Source organism: Pseudomonas sp. LBUM1674, assembly GCF_059695635.1.
Genome location: NZ_CP166779.1, coordinates 1,583,808 through 1,601,656, shown reverse-complemented (window position 1 = coordinate 1,601,656; position 17,849 = coordinate 1,583,808). Strand labels below are relative to the sequence as shown.

General features: G+C 62.5%; 5 protein-coding genes. 3 read left to right on the top strand and 2 right to left on the bottom strand.

The genetic code is table 11. From position 1 onward, the window contains the following. Positions 1-115 precede the first annotated feature (115 nt). From dsbD to dsbG, 3 genes are read left to right on the top strand one after another with little or no spacing between them, the layout of a single operon-like run. Positions 116-1,852 (top strand): protein-disulfide reductase DsbD, encoded by a 1,737-nt coding sequence (gene dsbD / locus ACA067_RS07420; RefSeq protein WP_497461211.1) that lies wholly within the window; start codon positions 116-118, stop codon positions 1,850-1,852. Further along, entirely contained in the window at positions 1,852-2,718 is an 867-nt protein-coding gene (locus ACA067_RS07415; RefSeq protein WP_497461210.1) for a prolipoprotein diacylglyceryl transferase family protein, read from the top strand. The genes dsbD and ACA067_RS07415 overlap by 1 nt, the downstream gene beginning before the upstream one ends. Further along, entirely contained in the window at positions 2,694-3,464 is a 771-nt protein-coding gene (gene dsbG / locus ACA067_RS07410) for a thiol:disulfide interchange protein DsbG (RefSeq protein WP_497461209.1), read from the top strand. Before ACA067_RS07415 ends, dsbG begins: the two co-directional genes overlap by 25 nt. A gap of 176 nt (positions 3,465-3,640) precedes the next feature. Here dsbG and ACA067_RS07405 read toward each other — a convergent pair whose 3' ends face one another. After that, complete coding sequence (locus tag ACA067_RS07405) at positions 3,641-4,453, bottom strand: alpha/beta fold hydrolase (RefSeq protein ID WP_497461208.1); 813 nt, start codon at positions 4,451-4,453, stop codon at positions 3,641-3,643. A gap of 241 nt (positions 4,454-4,694) precedes the next feature. Continuing rightward, entirely contained in the window at positions 4,695-17,669 is a 12,975-nt protein-coding gene (locus ACA067_RS07400) for a non-ribosomal peptide synthetase (RefSeq protein WP_497461207.1), read from the bottom strand. Between the last annotated feature and the right edge of the window lie 180 nt (positions 17,670-17,849).

The following is a 17,849-nucleotide window of genomic DNA, read 5'->3' as shown; positions in this document are numbered from 1 at the left end:
CGATTAAGCGGACATTATGCCGCAAGTGCCACGGCGACAAGACCATCGCGGTTAATCATCGGTTAATCGCCATTCGCCACTGTGCACTTCACTTGCACAGGGACAAGGCCTACCCATGCTTCGACTGTTTCTATTTTTTGCTCTCTTGATCTCGGGCCTGGTCCAGGCAGGGACTGATCCGTTCGCGACCAAACCGGACTTTCTTCCCGTCGGTAAAGCGTTCGTTTTCACAGCTGAACGTCTCGAGAGCGGTGAAACCCAGCTCTATTGGCAGATCGCCGACAATTACTACCTCTATCAACAACGCCTGAAATTCGACGGATTGGCCCCGGAGTTCAAACCTGCGCTGCCCGAGGGCGAGTCGCACAGCGATGAGTTTTTCGGCGAGCAGCAGGTTTATCGCCAGGGCCTGGAGCTGAAGATTCCAGCGGGGGCCACGGGCCAGATCAAGGTGGGTTTCCAGGGCTGTGCCGATGCCGGCCTGTGTTATCCGCCGCAAACGCAGGTGGTGGATCTGGGTGGGAGCGCTGCCACATCGGCCGTTGACGAAGCACCTGATCAAGCCTTGGCCAGCGGCCTGCAACAGCGGGCACTGGGCTGGAGTCTACTGGTGTTCTTCGGTCTGGGGTTGTTGCTGGCCTTCACCCCTTGCACACTCCCCATGCTGCCGATCCTCGCCGGTTTGATTGTCGGCAGTGGCGCCACGCCCCGACGCGGGTTTGCCTTGGCCTGCAGCTATGTGCTCTGCATGGCGCTGGTGTATGCGGCGATGGGTGTGCTGGCGGCGCTGCTTGGCGCAAATCTGCAGGCATTGCTGCAGAACCCCTGGTTGCTGGGCACCTTCGCCGCGGTGTTTGTGCTGCTGGCGTTGCCGATGTTCGGATTCTTCGAGTTGCAATTGCCGGTAGCCGTGCGGGATCGCCTGGAAAATGTCTCTCGCAACCAGCGCGGTGGCAGCCTCATCGGCGCTGGTGTCCTGGGGGCCGTCTCCGGTCTGCTGGTTGGCCCCTGCATGACCGCCCCGCTGGCCGGCGCCCTGCTCTACATCGCGCAAAGCGGCAATGCGCTGCATGGCGGGCTGATCCTGTTCGCCATGGGGATCGGCATCGGCATACCGCTGCTGTTGCTGGTGACGGTCGGCAATCGCTTCCTGCCTAAACCCGGCGCGTGGATGAACCTGCTCAAAGGCGTGTTCGGTTTCATGTTCCTCGCCACTGCGCTGCTGATGCTGCGTCCGGTGCTGGCTGAATCCCTGTGGGTCGGACTGTGGGGTGCATTGTTGTTGATCGCCGCCTACAGCGCCTGGAAACAGTCCGAAGGGTTCGGGCGCGTCGCTCACCTGTTCGGTGCCAGTTCGCTGTTGCTGGGCTTATGGGGCAGCCTGCTGATGATCGGTGCCGCAGGCGGCAGCGATGATCTGTTCAAGCCGTTGCAGGTCTACAGCGCAACAAACCCAGGCAGCGCCGCAAGCCCTGTCGGTCACGACGCCTTCACCACCATCAAGGACCCCGCCGCCCTGCAACGGGAGCTCGATGCGGCACAGGTACAAGGCCAATGGGTGCTGCTGGACTACTACGCCGACTGGTGTGTGTCGTGCAAGGTCATGGAAAAACAGGTGTTCGGCCAAGCCCATGTGCTGCAAGCCTTGAGCGAGGTGCGCTTGCTACGGCTGGACGTCACCGCCGACAATGCCGCCAGCCGTGAACTGCTCGCCCGGTATAAAGTGCCGGGGCCACCGAGCCTGCTGTGGATCGGCGCCGACGGCATCGAGCGCCGCAGCCAGCGCATCACCGGCGAGGTCAATGCCGACACCTTCCTGCAACGTTGGACCACCACCCGAGACGCCCGTTAATGCTGACTTTTACCCTCGGCACCTTTGCCATTGCGCTTAACCACCTGCTGCTGATCAGCGCCCTGGCGCTGGCGACCTTCATCGGCTGGCGGGTGGCCAAGCGCGGTGGCGAGAATCCCGAGTCGGCGCTGTTCAGTCTGTTCCTGCTGGGCATGCTGGCGGCGCGCGTGGGGTTTGTCGCCCGTTACTGGACCCATTATCGGGACGATCCGTGGCAGATGATCGACCTGCGCGACGGCGGTTTCCTTGCCTGGCCGGGTGTTTTCGTGCTGCTGCTCGCTGCCTTGTATCGAGGCTGGCGTCGCCCCGGCTTACGCCGTCCCTTGGGATTTGGCGTTGCCAGCGGCTTGGCGTTCTGGCTCCTGGCGACGTTCTCCCTGACGATTTACGAGCAAGGCACACGCCTGCCGGAAATCACCCTGCGCAATGCCGCCGGTGAGACCGTGCAGTTGGCCGACTATAAAGGCGGCCCGCTGGTCATCAATCTCTGGGCCACCTGGTGCCCGCCCTGTCGCCGGGAAATGCCGGTGCTGGAAAACGCCCAGCAACAGCGCCCGGACCTGACCTTCCTGTTCGTCAACCAGGCCGAAAGCATGCAAAGCGTCAGCACCTTTCTGGAAACCCAGGGCCTGAGCCTGTCCAACGTCCTGTTCGACGGCAGCGGCCGATTGGGCCAGGCCGTCGGCTCCATGGCATTGCCGACTACGCTGTTCTATAGCCCCGAAGGTCGCTTGCTGGGCAGCCATCTGGGAGAGCTGTCGGAAGCCAGCCTGGCCCGCGCCCTGGAAAGCTTCGATACCTCTAATCCTGCCACACCAGCCACTTCTTCAAGGAAACTGCCATGCCCCGCCTCCGCCACCTGCTAACGCTGACCCTGGGCGCCGCCCTGCTGCATTTGCCGTCGGTACAGGCTGCCGAAGAACTGCCCGAAGCGATCAAGAAGATCGAGGCCAAGGGCGCGAAAATCGTTGGTCAATTCGATGCTCCCGACGGTTTGCGCGGCTATGCGGCGCAGTACCAGAACCGGGGCATGGCACTGTACCTGACCCCGGATGGCAAGCATGTGCTGCTGGGCAATCTGTATGACGCCCAGGGCAATGACCTGAGCAGCGCGCCGTTGCAGAAGCTGGTTTATGCACCGATGGCGAAAGAAATCTGGGCCAAGATGGAAACCAGCAATTGGATCGCAGACGGCAATAAAGACGCACCACGGGTTGTCTATATGTTCAGCGATCCGAACTGCCCGTATTGCAATATGTTCTGGGAACAGGCGCGGCCGTGGGTGAAGGCCGGCAAGGTGCAGTTGCGCCACATCATGGTCGGCATCATCCGAGAAGACAGCCCGGGCAAATCTGCTGCATTGCTGGCGGCCAAGGATCCGCAGAAAGCACTGCAAGACCACGAAGGTGCCGGCAAGGGCAGCTCGCTCAAGGCCTTGAAAGAAGTGCCGCCGGCGATTCAGGCGAAGCTTGCAGCGAACATGCAGTTGATGGAAGAGCTGGAGTTGTCCGCGACACCGGCGATTTTCTATATGGATGACAAGGGCGAGCTGCAACAGCAGCAAGGGGCGCCGTCGCCGGACACGTTGGTGAAGATTCTCGGCCCCAAATAAGTAGTTCGGCCGATGGATTTGTGGTGACAGCATTAACGCCATCGCCGGAACGCCGCCCGGACCAAGCCCGCTCCCCCAAGGGGTGGTGGTAGACACATGATTTGTGTGCACCCTGAATCCCTGTGGGAGCGGGCTTTGTCCGGGCGGCGTTCCCACGATGGCGGCTGTATGACCGACTAATTTCTCTGGGCTAAAAACGTCAGCAAGGCATCCGTGACAAACAGCGGATTCTCCAGATTGGAGATATGCCCCGCCTCCGGCACCAGCACGTACGGGCAACCGATCAACTCGGCCATTTCCCTGGTTTCCGCCGGAGGCCGTGGCTGATCCTGATCCCCACACATCAGCAGCGTGGTGTCAGCGTTCAGCTCGCCCAGCCGCGGCAGCAGGTCCTCCCGGCCAAACGTAATCCGCCCCATCGGCACGATGCTTTCGCGCAGACGATCCGATGGCAGCGCTGCCAACGACGCACGGAAATCCTGATAGAGCGCCGATTGAGGGTCGATACCGGGACGGAAGAAGATCGGCACCACAATATCCAGCAGCTGCGGCGTTATCTCGCCGGACTCTTCGATCTGTTTTAGCAACGAGAAATAATATTCGCGAGTCGGCTCAGGCTCGTTACCGACATAGGTGTCCATCAGCACCAAACCGGCGATCCGCTGTGGCGCCGACAAGGCCAGGCGCGCGCCCCACATGCCACCGACCGAAAGTCCCACCAGCGTGACGCGATCGATATCCAGATGATCCAGCAGCGCCAATCCCTGACGAGCGATGTCATCCAGTGAAGTGGTCGCTTGCGGTATGGGCCCGGATTCGCCATGGCCCCACAGGTCCAGGGCAATCACCCGGTATTGCTGCGACAACGCGGTAATCTGCGGTGCCCACATGGCCTGGTCCCACAGATAGCTGCCGGCCAGCAGCACTGCCGGGCCTGTGCCTTGATCGATGTAGTGAAGCGGTTGTCCATCTATTGTGACGAAGGGCATTGGCTGTTTCCTTGGTGAAATGCGGTTCACTAAAAAAGCAGAGGCAGCCTGAGCTGGCCGGAAACAGCAGTCAATCGCAAGAATGTACGCATTTGTGCCGTGAATTTTATGGAGTCTGGACTGACGCCATCGCGGGCAAGCCCGCTCCCACAGGTTTTTGTGTCGAGCACAACATCAGAGAACACCCCGGACCTGTGGGAGCGGGCTTGCCCGCGATGAGGCCCTTACAGACGCTGGAGAATCAAAGCCCCTCCAACTCCGCCATCAGATCATTGAGCCGATCGACCTTCTCCTCAGTGATATCGCTCGCCGCCAACCCGTCGATGTATCCGGCCAATTCCTCCACCGTGCTGCACTCGAACATCGCCCGCAGCGGCACGTTACGTTGCAGCGCCTTCTGCACCCGCGAAGCAATCTGCGTCGCCAGCAGCGAATGCCCACCCAGCTCGAAGAAATTGTCGCGCACGCCGACCTTCTCGACCTTCAGCACTTCAGCCCATATATCAGCCAACACCTGCTCAAGCGTATTACGCGGCGCCTGGTAGTCCTGGCTCTGCAACTGACCGATCTCCAGCGCCGGCAGGGCCTTGCGATCGAGTTTGCCGTTGGCGTTGAGCGGCATCCGCTCGAGCCACAACCAATGCAACGGCACCATGTATTCCGGCAGCTCGGCGCGTAGGCGTTGCTTGATGCGCTCCAGCCGTTCAGCCGGTTTGAGTGCCGAATCAGCCGCCACCAGATAGCCGACCAGATGTTTGCCGTTCGCACCTTCCTGCACACCGACTGCTGCTTCGCGGACCTCCGGTTGTTCATGCAGACGCGCTTCGATTTCACCCAGCTCGATGCGGTAGCCGCGAATCTTCACTTGATGGTCGATGCGACCGACGTACTCCAGCACGCCGTCACTGCGACGACGGGCCAGGTCACCGGTGCGATACAGGCGATCTGCACCAAACGGGTTCGGCACAAACACCTGGGCGGTGCGCAACGGGTCGCTGACATAACCGCGCCCCACCCCGGTGCCAGCGACGCACAACTCGCCCACCGCACCCAAGGGCACCAATTCCAGTGCACCATCGAGCAGGTACAAACGGTTGTTGTCCGTCGGCGTACCGATCGGCAGGTAACTGCCGCGCGTCGACGCCATGTCGACCCGGAAGAACGCCACGTCATCCGAGCATTCCGCCGGGCCGTAGGCATTCACCAACCCGATGTCCGGGTAGCGCAGCAGCCATTGATGCGCCAGTTCCGGCGGCATCGCTTCACCGGTCGGCAGCATCCAGCGCAGACCATCGAGGCTCATGCGTTCCTGGGCGAGCATGCCCTGGATCAGCGACGGCACGCTTTCCAGTACGCTGATCCCCTGGCTCTGGACATGGGCCAGCAAACCTTGCGGGTCGTGGGCGATGGTGTTCGGCACGATGTCCACCCGCGCGCCGAACAACGGTGCGGCAAGGAACTGCCAGACCGAAATGTCGAAGCTTTGCGAGGCGGTCTGGGCGATCACGTCGGCGTCGCTCAGGTTCAGGTACGGTACCTTGCTCAGCTGGTTGTTGAGCATGCCGCGCTGCTCGACCATCACCCCTTTCGGCAAGCCGGTGGAGCCCGAGGTGTAGATCACGTAGGCGAGATTGTCCGGGCCGCTGTAGAGGCCAGGATTCACCACCGAGACAGCGCTCCCTTGCACCTCTTCCCAGACCAGCAACTTCGGCCTGTTGGCGCAACCGAACTCATCCAGCAATGCCAGCGCTTGCTCGCGGCAGGCTTCAGTGCAGACCAGTAACGGCGTGCGGCTCAAGTCGATGATCCGGCTCAAACGCTGGCTCGGCAGTCCCGGATCCAGCGGCAGATAGCCCGCGCCCGCCTTGAAGCTGCCGATGATCATGCCCAGCAGATCGAGATTACGTTCGGCCAGCAACGCCACCGGTTGATCCAGCCCGACACCGGCGGCGACCAGCGCATGGCCGAGGCGGTTACTGCGCTGGTTCAGCTCAAGGTAAGTGTGTTGCTGATCCAGCCAACTGGCGGCAATCCGCTGCGGATGCCGGGCAACTTGCGCTTCGAACAACTCGACGTAACTCTGCTCCAGCGGGTATTCGTGTTCGCTCTGGTTGCAGCCGTTGATCAGGAAGTCCTGCTCCTCGGCACCCAGCAGCGGCAGGTCGGCCATGTCGCCATGGAAGCCTTCGACCAGTGCCAACAGCAAACGCTTGAACTCGCCGAGCATGCGCTCGATGGTCGACTCGTCGAAATAACGCTGGTCGTAGGACAGGTGCAATCCGAGGTCATCGCCCGGGTAGCACACCGCGGTCAGCGGGAAGTTGGTGTGGGTACGGCCCGAATCCGAGGTCGCGTTGAGGCTTTGCGCACGGTCCATTACCGAGACTTCCACCGGGGCGTTTTCGAACACGAACAGGCTGTCGAACAGCGGCTGGCCCTTGGGCAGTTCGCTGTTTTCCTGGATGTTCACCAGTGGCAGGTACTCGTACTCGCGCAACTGCATGTTGCTGTCGAGCAAGCCGCTCAGCCACTGGCGCACGCTGCAACGCTGGTCGTCTTCCGGCATCTTCACCCGCAGCGCGATGCTGTTGATGAACAGCCCGACCGTGCGCTGCATCTCGGGCATTTCCACCGGACGCCCGGCCACGGTGACGCCGAACAGTACGTCGCGATCACCGCTCAAGCGCCGCAATACCAAGGCCCACGCCGCCTGGGCGAAGGTGTTGATAGTCAGCTGATGCGCCTGGGCGAGTTCGCGCAGTTGCGCGCCATCACGGGCATCGAGCCGGGTATGACGATCGCCGACGAGCATGCCGCCGCTGTCACCGGCATGTTCGCGCAGGAACGGCCGGTCACTCGGAATCGGCGTGGTGCGTTCGAAGCCTCGCAGGTTGGTTTTCCACCACTGCCGAGCCTCGGCCAGGCTCTGGCGTTGCAGCCAGCCGATGTAGTCGCGGTAACGTGGCGGCACGGACAACTGCGCGTCCCGGCCTTCGCCAAGGGCGCTGTAGATCTCGAAGAAGTCGTTCATCAGCAGCGAACGGCACCAGGCATCGATCAGGATGTGATGGTTGCTCATCATGAACCAGTAGCGCGCCGCGCCGACCCGGATCAGACGCAGGTGGAACGGTGCCTGGTTGAGCAGATCGAAACCGGCCTCGCGCTCGCTTTTGAGCAGCGCCTGCAACTTCGGCTCTTGTTCGGTTTCAGCAATTGCCGTCCAGTCCAGGTACTCGATCGGTGTGCTGCCCGGTTTGTGGATCACTTGCAGCATGTCTTCGCCGACGTTCCAGCAGAACGACGCACGCAAGGCTTCATGACGGGCGATCACCGCTTGCCAGGCCTGGGCGAAACGCTGCGGATCGAGCTCGCTGTTGATGCGGTAACGGTCTTGCATGTAGTAGAGGCCGGTGCCCGGTTCCAGCAGGGTGTGCAGCAACATGCCTTCCTGCATCGGCGTCAACGGGTAGACGTCTTCAATGACCGCGGCCGGAACCGGCAGCGCGTCGAGTTGCGGCTGGGTCAGCCTGGCCAGCGGGAAGTCCGACGGCGTCAGGCCGCCCGCGTCGTCCCTCAGGCAATGTTCGATCAGGCTCTGCAATTCAGCGAGATAAGCCTGCGCCAGTTCGCTGATGGTCTGCGGGTCGTGACGTTCGCCGCTGAAGGTCCAGCGCAGCACCAGCTCACCGCCGTAGACCTGACTGTCGACGCTCAGCTCGTTGGGCAGCGGCGCTTTCGGATCGTGTGCGGCGCCGATCGGTTCATCCAGCGGACGGAACAACGCATCGTTGCCGAAACTCTGGTCGAACTGGCCGAGGTAGTTGAAGGTGATCGGCGCCATCGGCAGTGCAGCCATGGACTGGCGGCACCGATCATCGGCCAGGTAGCGCAACACGCCGTATCCCAGGCCCTTGTGTGGCACCGCGCGCAGTTGTTCCTTGATCGCCTTGATCGAGGCGCCCTGCTCTTCCATTGGCATCAGGCGCAATGGATAAGCACTGGTAAACCAGCCAACGGTGCGGGTCAGATCGATCTCGTCGAACAGCGTTTCACGGCCGTGGCCTTCGAGTTGAATCAGCGCCGATTCGTGACCACTCCAGCGGCACAGCACGCGGGCCAATGCGGTCAGCAGCAAGTCGTTGACCTGGGTGCGATAGGCGCTCGGTGCCTGTTGCAGTAGTTGGCGAGTGCGCTCGATATCAAGGCGCACGCTGACGGTTTGCGCATGACGATTCTGCCGGCCACCCTCCGGTCGGTCGCACGGCAATTCAGCACGTTCACCGGCCAGTTGCGACTGCCACCAGCTCAATTCTTCGCGCAGGGATTCACTGCCGGCATACGCTTGCAAATGTGCCGCCCAGTCCTTGAATGCACTGGTTTTTGCCGGCAGTTTGATGGACTGTTGAGCGTCCAGTTGGCGATACACCGTTTGCAAATCGTCCAGCAACACCCGCCACGAAACCCCGTCCACCACCAGGTGGTGAATGGCGATGAACAGCCGCTGTTGCTCCTCAGGACCATCGACCAGCAGCGCGCGCATCAGCGGCCCTTCCTCAAGGTCGAGGCTGCGCTGGGCATCGGCGAAGAGTGCCGCGCATTTGTCCATGGACGAAACGCGCACTTGCCACAGCACCGGCGCGTCGGAAATCGCTTGGTGCCCGGCCTGCCATTGGCCTGCATTTTCAGAGAAACGCAAACGCAAGGCGTCGTGCTGTTCGATCACTGCCAGCAGCGCTTGCTCCAGGCGATGGGGCTCCAGCGCCACAGTGGGTTCCAGCAACAACGCCTGGTTCCAGTGTTGGCGCTGCGGGATGTCGGTGTCGAAGAACCAGTGCTGGATCGGCGTCAACCGCGACTCGCCCGTGATCAGACCCTGTTCGGCGCTGCGCTGCTCGGCACGGGTCGCCACGGCCGCCAGGGTCTGTACGGTCTGGTGCTGGAACAAGTCCCGCGGGCTGAAGTGAATGCCCTGCTGCCGCGCCCGGCTGACCACCTGGATCGACAGAATCGAGTCGCCGCCCAGTTCGAAGAAGTTGTCGTTGAGCCCCACCTGTTCGACGTTCAGCACTTCGCACCAGATGTCGGCCAGGGTCAGTTCAAGCGCGTTGCTCGGCGCCACGTACTGCTGGCGGTTCAGCTCCGGATCCGGTGCCGGCAGTGCGCGGCGGTCGAGTTTGCCGTTGGCGGTCAGCGGCCAGTGAGCCAGCAGGATCAGGTGCGTGGGCACCATGTAATCCGGCAATTGCAACTTGAGGTGAGCCTTGAGGGATTCGCGCAGTTCGGCTTGTTGCCTTTCGTCCTGCCCGGCGAGCTCGGTGACAACGTAGCCGACCAGTTGTTTGCCACTCGGGGCATCGAGCGCCAACACCACCGCTTCACGGACCGATTCGTGTTCCAGCAGTCGGGTTTCGATTTCGCCCAGTTCGATGCGGAAGCCGCGAATTTTCACTTGATGGTCAATACGCCCCAGGTACTCCACCAGACCATCGGCGCGCTGACGCACCAGATCGCCGGTGCGGTACAGACGCCCGCCATTGGCGGCGAACGGGTCGGCGACAAAACGCTCGGCCGTCATGCCCGGACGCTGGTGATAACCCTGCGCCAGACCGGCGCCGCCGACATACAACTCACCCGTCGCGCCTTGCGGCACCAAGGCCAGATCGGCATCGAGGATGTAGGCCACACGAGCGCCGATCACACTGCCGATCGGCACGCTGCCCAGGCCTTCTTCCAACCGTTGCGGCGCCAGGCTGGCCAGCGGCATGACCACGGTTTCGGTCGGGCCATAGGCGTTAAAGAACAGGCTCGGCTTGAACGCCGCGCGAATTCGCTGCAGGTGCTCGCCGGTCAGGGCTTCGCCACCGGTGATGCACATGCGCACCGGGAGGGTTTCGCCCCGGGTCGCCAGCCATTGGGCCAACTGGCTGCCGTAGCTCGGGGTGAAGCCGAGGATGTTGATGGGGTGGCGGCGAATCAGACCACAGATTTCTTCCGCGTCCCACTGTCCTTGAGCACGCAAAACGACCTGAGCGCCGCTCAACAACGGCACGAGCAAACGCTCGGTGGCCGCGTCGAAGTTGATCGAATAGAAGTGCAGCTCGCAATCGTCCGGGCGCATGCCGAAGCGTTCGATCACGGCGCGGCAATGCATGGCGATTTCGCCGTGGGATACCACCACGCCTTTGGGTTTTCCGGTGGAGCCGGAGGTGTAGATCAGGTAGGCCTGATGTTGCGGCAGGCTGATAAATGGCAGCTCGCTGGCCGGGTAGTTGACCAGCTCGGCGGAGTCTTCTTCCAGGCACCAGCGGGCGACGCTGGCCGGCAGCTCGCCAAGCGCGTCGAACATCGCCGCATCGCTGAGCAGCAAACCGATCCCGCTGTCTTCGATCATGTAGTGCAGACGATCCAGCGGGTATTCCGGGTCCAGCGGCACATAAGCGCCGCCCGCCTTGAGGATTGCCAGCAAGCCGATGACCATCTCCAGCGAGCGCTCCAGCGCCAGGCCGACCCGAACCTGCGGCCCGACGCCACGCTCGCGCAGCATCCAGGCCAGGCGATTGGCGCGGCTGTCGAGTTCGGCGTAACTCAGGGTTTGTCCGGCGAAGGTCAATGCCGGGGCTTCTTTGCGGGACAGGGCCTGCTCGCTGAACAGATGATGGATGCACTGATCCAGCCGATGCTCACCCGGCTCGACCCCGAGGCTGTCGAGCAGGTTTTGCTGTTCGCTCGCTTCCAGCAACGGCAGTTCACTGAGACGCTGTTGCGGATCGGCCAGCAGCGCTTCCAGCAGATTGCGCCAATGCCCGGCCATGCGCGCAATGCGCGGTTCGTCGAACAGGTCGGTACTGTAGGTCAGGCAGCAACCCAGGCGATGATCGAGGTCGGTGACTTCCAGGTTGAGGTCGAACTTGGTTGCGCGGGCATCGTTGGCCAGGTACTCGACGGTCATGCCGGCCAGGGTACGGCTCTGCTGGAATTCCCAGCGCTGCACGTTGCACATCACCTGGAACAGCGGGTTGTATGCAGCGCTACGCGGTGGCTGCAAGGCCTCGACCAGATGGTCGAATGGCAGGTCCTGATGGGACTGGCCTTCGATCACCGTGTGGCGAACCTGCTCGAACAACTCGCCAACGGACATCTGCCCGTCAAGCTGGCAACGCAGCACTTGGGTGTTGAGGAACGCACCGATCAGCCCTTCGCTTTCCGGACGAATCCGGTTGGCGACAGGGGCGCCGATGCGCAGGTCGGTCTGGCCGCTGTAGCGGTAAAGCAGCACGGCCAGCGCGGCGGTCATGGTCATGAACAGGGTCAGGCCGTTGTGTGCGTTGAAGGCGCGAACCCGGGCGGCAAGATCATCGCTGAGGTCGAAGCGAAACAGTTCGCCCTGATGACTTTGCACCGGCGGCCGCGGTCGGTCAGCGGGCAATTCCAGCAGCGGATGTTCCAGGCCCAGTTGTGCGGTCCAGTAGTCGAGCTGGCGCTGGCGCTCGCCGGACTCCAGCCACTGGCGCTGCCAGACGCTGTAATCCAGGTACTGCACCGGCAGCGGTGCCAGCGGCGATTCGCGGTCCTCGACAAAGGCTTCGTACAGCGCGCTCAGCTCACGGGCGAAGATGTCCATAGCCCAGCCTTCGGTGACGATGTGGTGCAGGGTCAGCACCAGGTAGTGTTCCTGCTCGGCGGTCTTGACCAGGCAGGCGCGCAGCAGCGGCCCGGTCTCCAGATCAAAGGGTTTGTGCGCTTCGTCATCGGCCAATTGCTGGACCTGCCACTCTCGGCCATCGGCATCCAGCGTGGTGAAATCCTTGCACTCCAGGCGCATGCCGGTTTGCGGATGAACCTGTTGGCGGGCCACGCCGTCGACACTCGGGAACGTAGTCCGCAGGGTTTCGTGGCGCATGATCAGCGCCTGCAGCGCCGCTTCGAAACGCCCGACATCGAGCACCCCGCGCAACCGTGCCATGCCGCCTACGTTGTAGGCCGGGCTGTCCGGCTCCATCTGCCAGAGGAACCACATGCGCTGCTGGGAATAGGACAGTGGCACCGGTTGGCTGCGGTCGACTTTTTCAATGGGCAGCTGTGTGTTGGTGTTGCCACTGGCCTGGATCAGTTGAACCTGATCGACGAATGCGCCCAGCTCGCTGTTTTCGAACAGCGCCCGCAGCGGCAACTCGACGTCGCAGGCTTGTCGGGTGCGGGAAATGATTTGTGTGGCCAGCAGCGAATGGCCACCGAGGGCGAAGAAATCGTCGCGCAGACCGACTTGCGCGAGGCCAAGGACTTCGCGCCAGATAGCGGCGATCTGCTGTTCCAGCGCGGTGACCGGTTCCACGTGGTCGCGGACTTGCCACTGCGGTTCCGGCAAGGCACGCCGGTCGAGTTTGCCGCTCGGACTCAGAGGCATTTCGTCCAGGCGCATGAGCTGCGCCGGGACCATGTATTCCGGCAGCTCGGCCGCCAGTGTGGTTTTCAGGCGTGCGGTTTGAATGTCTTCGGTTTCGCTGGTTTCGGTTGCGGTGTAATAACCGATCAACTGTCCGCCGGCTGCCGTTTCGCGCACCAGCACCACGGCCTGAGCGACGCCGTCCTGGGCCAGCAAACGCGCCTCTATTTCTTCCGGCTCGACGCGAAAGCCGCGCAGTTTGACCTGCTGGTCGAGGCGCCCGAGGTAGTCGATCACGCCATCGGCGGTCCAGCGTGCACGGTCGCCGGTGCGATACAGACGCGCACCTTGCTCGTCCAGGGGATCGACCACAAAACGTTCGGCGGTCAGGCCTGGACGGCCCAGATAGCCGCGAGCCAAACCGATGCCGCTGATGCACAGTTCGCCCGGCACACCGGCAGGAACCGGATTGAGATCATCGTCCAGCACGCGGCACACTACGTTGCCCAGCGGATGACCAATCGGCGAGCGTTCGCCATCGGCGGCTGTGCACTGCCAATGAGTGACGTTGATCGCTGTTTCCGTCGGGCCATAGCGGTTGTGCAATTGCACCACCGGCAGGTGTGCCAGGATCCGGTTGCGCAACTCGGCAGGCAAGGCTTCACCGCCGGAGAACACACGACGCAGGCTGGTGCATTTGGCGGTCAGCGGCTCGTCGATGAACAACGCCAGTAACGGTGGCACGAAGTGCAGCGTAGTCACGCCGTACGTTTGAACGAGTTGCGCAATGCGGTGCGGATCGCGGTGTTCGCCGGGGCCGGCGAGCAGCAACCGACTGCCGGTGATCAGCGGCCAAAAGCATTCCCACACTGACACGTCGAAACTGATCGGCGCCTTTTGCATCAGCACGTCGGTGTCGTTCAGGCGATAGGTGTCCTGCATCCATTGCAGGCGTTCGGCGAGGGCCGCGTGGGTGTTGCCGACGCCCTTGGGCTGACCGGTAGAACCGGAGGTGTAAATCACGTAGGCCAGGTTGTCGCCGTGCAAGTGCAGGCCCGGCGCATGGCTCGGCCAGCCATCCAGATGTAAAGCGTCCATGGCGATAACACTGACGCCGTCGGTGGCGGGCAGGCGATCAAGCAATTGGGTCTGGGTCAGCAGCAATTCGACGCCGCTGTCGTTGAGCATGTAAGCCAGGCGTTCTGCCGGGTAATCCGGGTCCAGCGGCACGTAGGCGCCACCGGCCTTGATAATCGCCAACAGGCCGATCAGCAGTTGCGGCGAGCGCTCGGCGGCGATGGCCACGCAGACATCAGGACCCACGCCTTTGTCGCGCAGGTAATGGGCCAGGCGGTTGGCCCGGGTGTGCAGTTCGGCGAAGTCGAGTTGGCCGCCGTCCCACATCAACGCGATGCGCTCGGGAGTCAGGCGCGCCTGTTCGTGGAGCAGCTGCGGCAACCATTGGCTGGCCGGCGTGCACGGTGCAGCGCTCCAGCTTGCTTGCTGATCGAGCTCGCTCGGGGTCAGCAGTTGCAGGTCGGCGATGGCGGTTTCCGGTTGCGCGCAAACCGCTCGCAGCAGGTTGCTGAAATGCTCGGCCAGACGCTCGATGGTCGCGGCGTCGAACAGTTCGCTGGCGTAGTCGAAGGACAGGCTCAGGCGACCGTTGCGGTCTTCTTCGCTGTGCAGTTGCAGGTCGAACTTGGCTTCGCGGCTGTGCCACGGCAGCTCTTCGGCGAGCAGCCCAGGCAGACGTTTTAATGCGCCGAGGTCGCGTTGCTGGTGGTTGAACATGACCTGGAACAAGCCTTGTTCGCGGGCTTGCGGGAAAGCCTCGAGCAATTGTTCGAACGGCAGGTCCTGATGCGCTTGTGCACCCAATGCGGCTTGACGGGTCTGCGCCAGCAGCTCAACGAAGGGCTGTCGCGGATCGACCTCGGCGCCCAGCACCTGGGTGTTGATGAAGAAGCCGATCAACCCTTGGGTTTCCAGGCGCGGGCGGTTGGCATTCGGCACACCGATGCGGATGTCGCGCTGGCCGCTGTAGCGGTGCAGCAGGCTCTGGAAGGCGGTGAGCAACAGCATGAAAGTGGTCGATTCATGGGCCTGGGCGGTCTGGCGAATGGCATCGCTCAACGTTGCGCCAAGCTTTATGGAATGACGGGCAGCACTGTGGGTGTGTTGCGCCGAGCGCGGATGGTCGGTGGCCAGGCTCAGTGTCGGATGCTCATCGCCCAATTGGGCTTTCCAGTAGGCCAGTTGCCGCTCGCCCTCCCCTTGCGCCAGCCATTGGCGCTGCCAGCTGGCGTAGTCGGCGTACTGGGTCGGTAATGCTGCAAGCGTCGCCTTTTGTCCCTGGGACGCTGCGGCATACAGTCGCGAGAACTCGTCGACCAGCACGTTCAGCGACCAGCCGTCGGCGATGATGTGGTGCAGCGTCACCAGCAACTGGTGATCCTCATCATCGAGGCGTACCAGCGTCACCCACAGCAGCGGGCCTTTTTCCAGATCGAATTCGGTGCGGGCTTCGTCCTCGCGGATTTGCCGCGCGCGCGCTTCACGCTCGGCGACAGGTAAATCACTGATGTCGATCCGTTGCAGATTGAATGCGGCGGCATCGACCTGTTGCAGCGCCACACCGTCACGCTCGAAAAACCGCGTGCGCAGAGATTCGTGGCGTTCGATCAACTGCTGAAAACTGACGCGCAAGGCGTCTTCATCCAGTTCGCCGCGCAGGCGCAAGGCACCGGGAATGTTGTAGGCGCTGCTTTGCGGGTCGAGCTGCCAAGTGATCCACAGACGGTTTTGCGCCAGGGATTGCGGCATGGCTTCGCTGCGCGACAGCGCGCAGATCGACCCTTGGGCCAGGCCACCGTCCTGTTGCTGTTGAACAACCGCGGCGGTAAACGCACCGAGGGTTGGCGCTTCGAACAACAGGCGCAGGTTCAGCTCCAGGCCGAGTTCTTCGCGCAGACGCGCGACCACTTGAGTGGCGGCGATCGAGTTGCCTCCCAACAGGAAGAAGTGATCGTCGGCGTTGACCTGCTTGACCTGCAATTGCTCGCACCAGATCTGGCCGATCAGGCTTTGCAGTTCGCAACCTGATTCAGTTGCCGATTGACTGTCGGTGTCTGCCGACGGGAACAGCGCATAACTGTCGAGGCTACCGTCTGCCAGGCGATTGCGGCATGCCGAACGTTGCAGTTTGCCGCTGGACGTCTTGGGCAACGCGCCCGGATTGAGCAGCACCACCACGCTCGGTGCTTCCTGATACGCCTCGGCCACGGCTTGGCGGATAGCCTTTATCAACGCCTCGGGCGCGAGGATTTTTTGCACGCTGCGGCTGATTTCAGCCGCGATGCCAATGCCTTCCTGCCCGTCAATATTCACGGCGAAAGCGGCGACGCGACCTTTGCGCACCACTTCCACTTCGCGCTCGATGGTCAGCTCGATGTCCTGAGGATAGAGGTTGTGCCCGCGCACGATCAGCAGGTCTTTCAGGCGCCCGGTGATGAACAGCTCGCCGTTGCGCATGAAGCCCAGGTCGCCGGTGCGCAGCCAGGTGCGGCCGGCGTGCTGGACGAAGGTCCTGGCGGACGCTTCGGGGTTGCGCCAGTAGCCGTGGGCAATGCTCGGCCCGGCCGCCCAGACTTCGCCGACTGCGTGATCTGCCAACTCGTTGAGCGTCACCGGATCGACAATCAGTACCGCGTGATCCGGCTGGCTGATGCCGCAGCTCATGATCGCGCCGCCCTCGCCCGGCTCGACACGGTTTTGCGCCAAGGCCTGATCGTCCACCCGCAGGTTGCCGATACCCTGGCCGCGAAGGCTGCCGGCGACGAACAGCGTGGCCTCCGCCAGACCATAGGACGCCATGAAACTGTCCGGGGTAAAACCGCTGGCCGCAAACTTTTCGGCGAAACGCTCCAGCGTGTCGAGACGAATCGGTTCGGAACCGGAATACGCCACGCGCCAACCGCTCAGGTCGAGGCGCGCCAGGGCCGATTCGCTGACCCGCTCGCTGCACAACCGATAGGCAAAGTCCGGCCCGCCGCTGATGGTGCCGCCGTACTTGCTGATCGCTTCCAACCAGCGCAACGGCCTTGCGAGGAAATAGGCAGGCGACATCAACACACACGGCACGCCGCTGAAAATCGGCTGCAGCAGACCGCCGATCAGACCCATGTCGTGGTACAGCGGCAACCAGCTGACGATCACGTCATCGGGGTTCAGATCGATGCCGAAGCCGTGGCGAATCAGCAATTCGTTCGCCACCAGGTTGCCGTGGCTGACTTGTACGCCTTTTGGCAACGCGGTGGAACCGGAGGTGTATTGCAGGAAGGCGATGTGATCGTCTTGCAGCTCCGGCGCGACCCAGCGCTCCGCCAACGTGCCGTCGAGGGTGTCAACGCAGAGCAACGGCGGCGCGCCTTCAATGTGCGACAACGCATCGCGCAGGTCGGCGCTGGTCAGCAACAGACGCGGTTCGGCATCGCTGATGATCGACAGCAGGCGTTCCTGGTGATGACGACGGGTCGATTCCGGTGGATAGGCCGGCACCGCGATGACACCTGCATACAGACAACCAAAAAACGCCGCGACGTAATCCGGGCCACTGGGGAACAGCAGCACCGCGCGATCGCCAGACTCAGCCTCGGCCTGCAACGCGCCGGCAATGACGCGCGCTCGCTGATCCAGTTCGCGATAACTGAGCACCACAGCCTGATCCTCGGTTTCGGCGAGAAAACGCAAGGCCACCCGGTCCGGCGTCAGGGCCGCGCGGCGCTGGAGGGCTTGGACCAGAGTGCTGGGGATTTCGAACGCGTCGGTCATGGGGTTTCCTGCCTGAATTCGGCTGTAGGAGCGAGCTCGCTCGCGAAAAACCGGAGAACGCCGCGGGGTGTCAGGTGCCCATCGTCATCGTTAACGACCTTCGCGAGCGAGCTCGCTCCTACAGGGTTATGAGGATTGCGCTGTGCTATTCACCAATGAGAACGGATGACGTCTTGAAAT

Bases quoted from the DNA above. Each gene is read 5' to 3' on its own strand.
- dsbG (WP_497461209.1), top strand. From the start codon at position 2,694: ATGCCCCGCCTCCGCCACCTGCTAACGCTGACCCTGGGCGCCGCCCTG.
- dsbD (WP_497461211.1), top strand. From the start codon at position 116: ATGCTTCGACTGTTTCTATTTTTTGCTCTCTTGATCTCGGGCCTGGTC.
- ACA067_RS07400 (WP_497461207.1), bottom strand. From the start codon at position 17,669: ATGACCGACGCGTTCGAAATCCCCAGCACTCTGGTCCAAGCCCTCCAG.
- ACA067_RS07405 (WP_497461208.1), bottom strand. From the start codon at position 4,453: ATGCCCTTCGTCACAATAGATGGACAACCGCTTCACTACATCGATCAA.
- ACA067_RS07415 (WP_497461210.1), top strand. From the start codon at position 1,852: ATGCTGACTTTTACCCTCGGCACCTTTGCCATTGCGCTTAACCACCTG.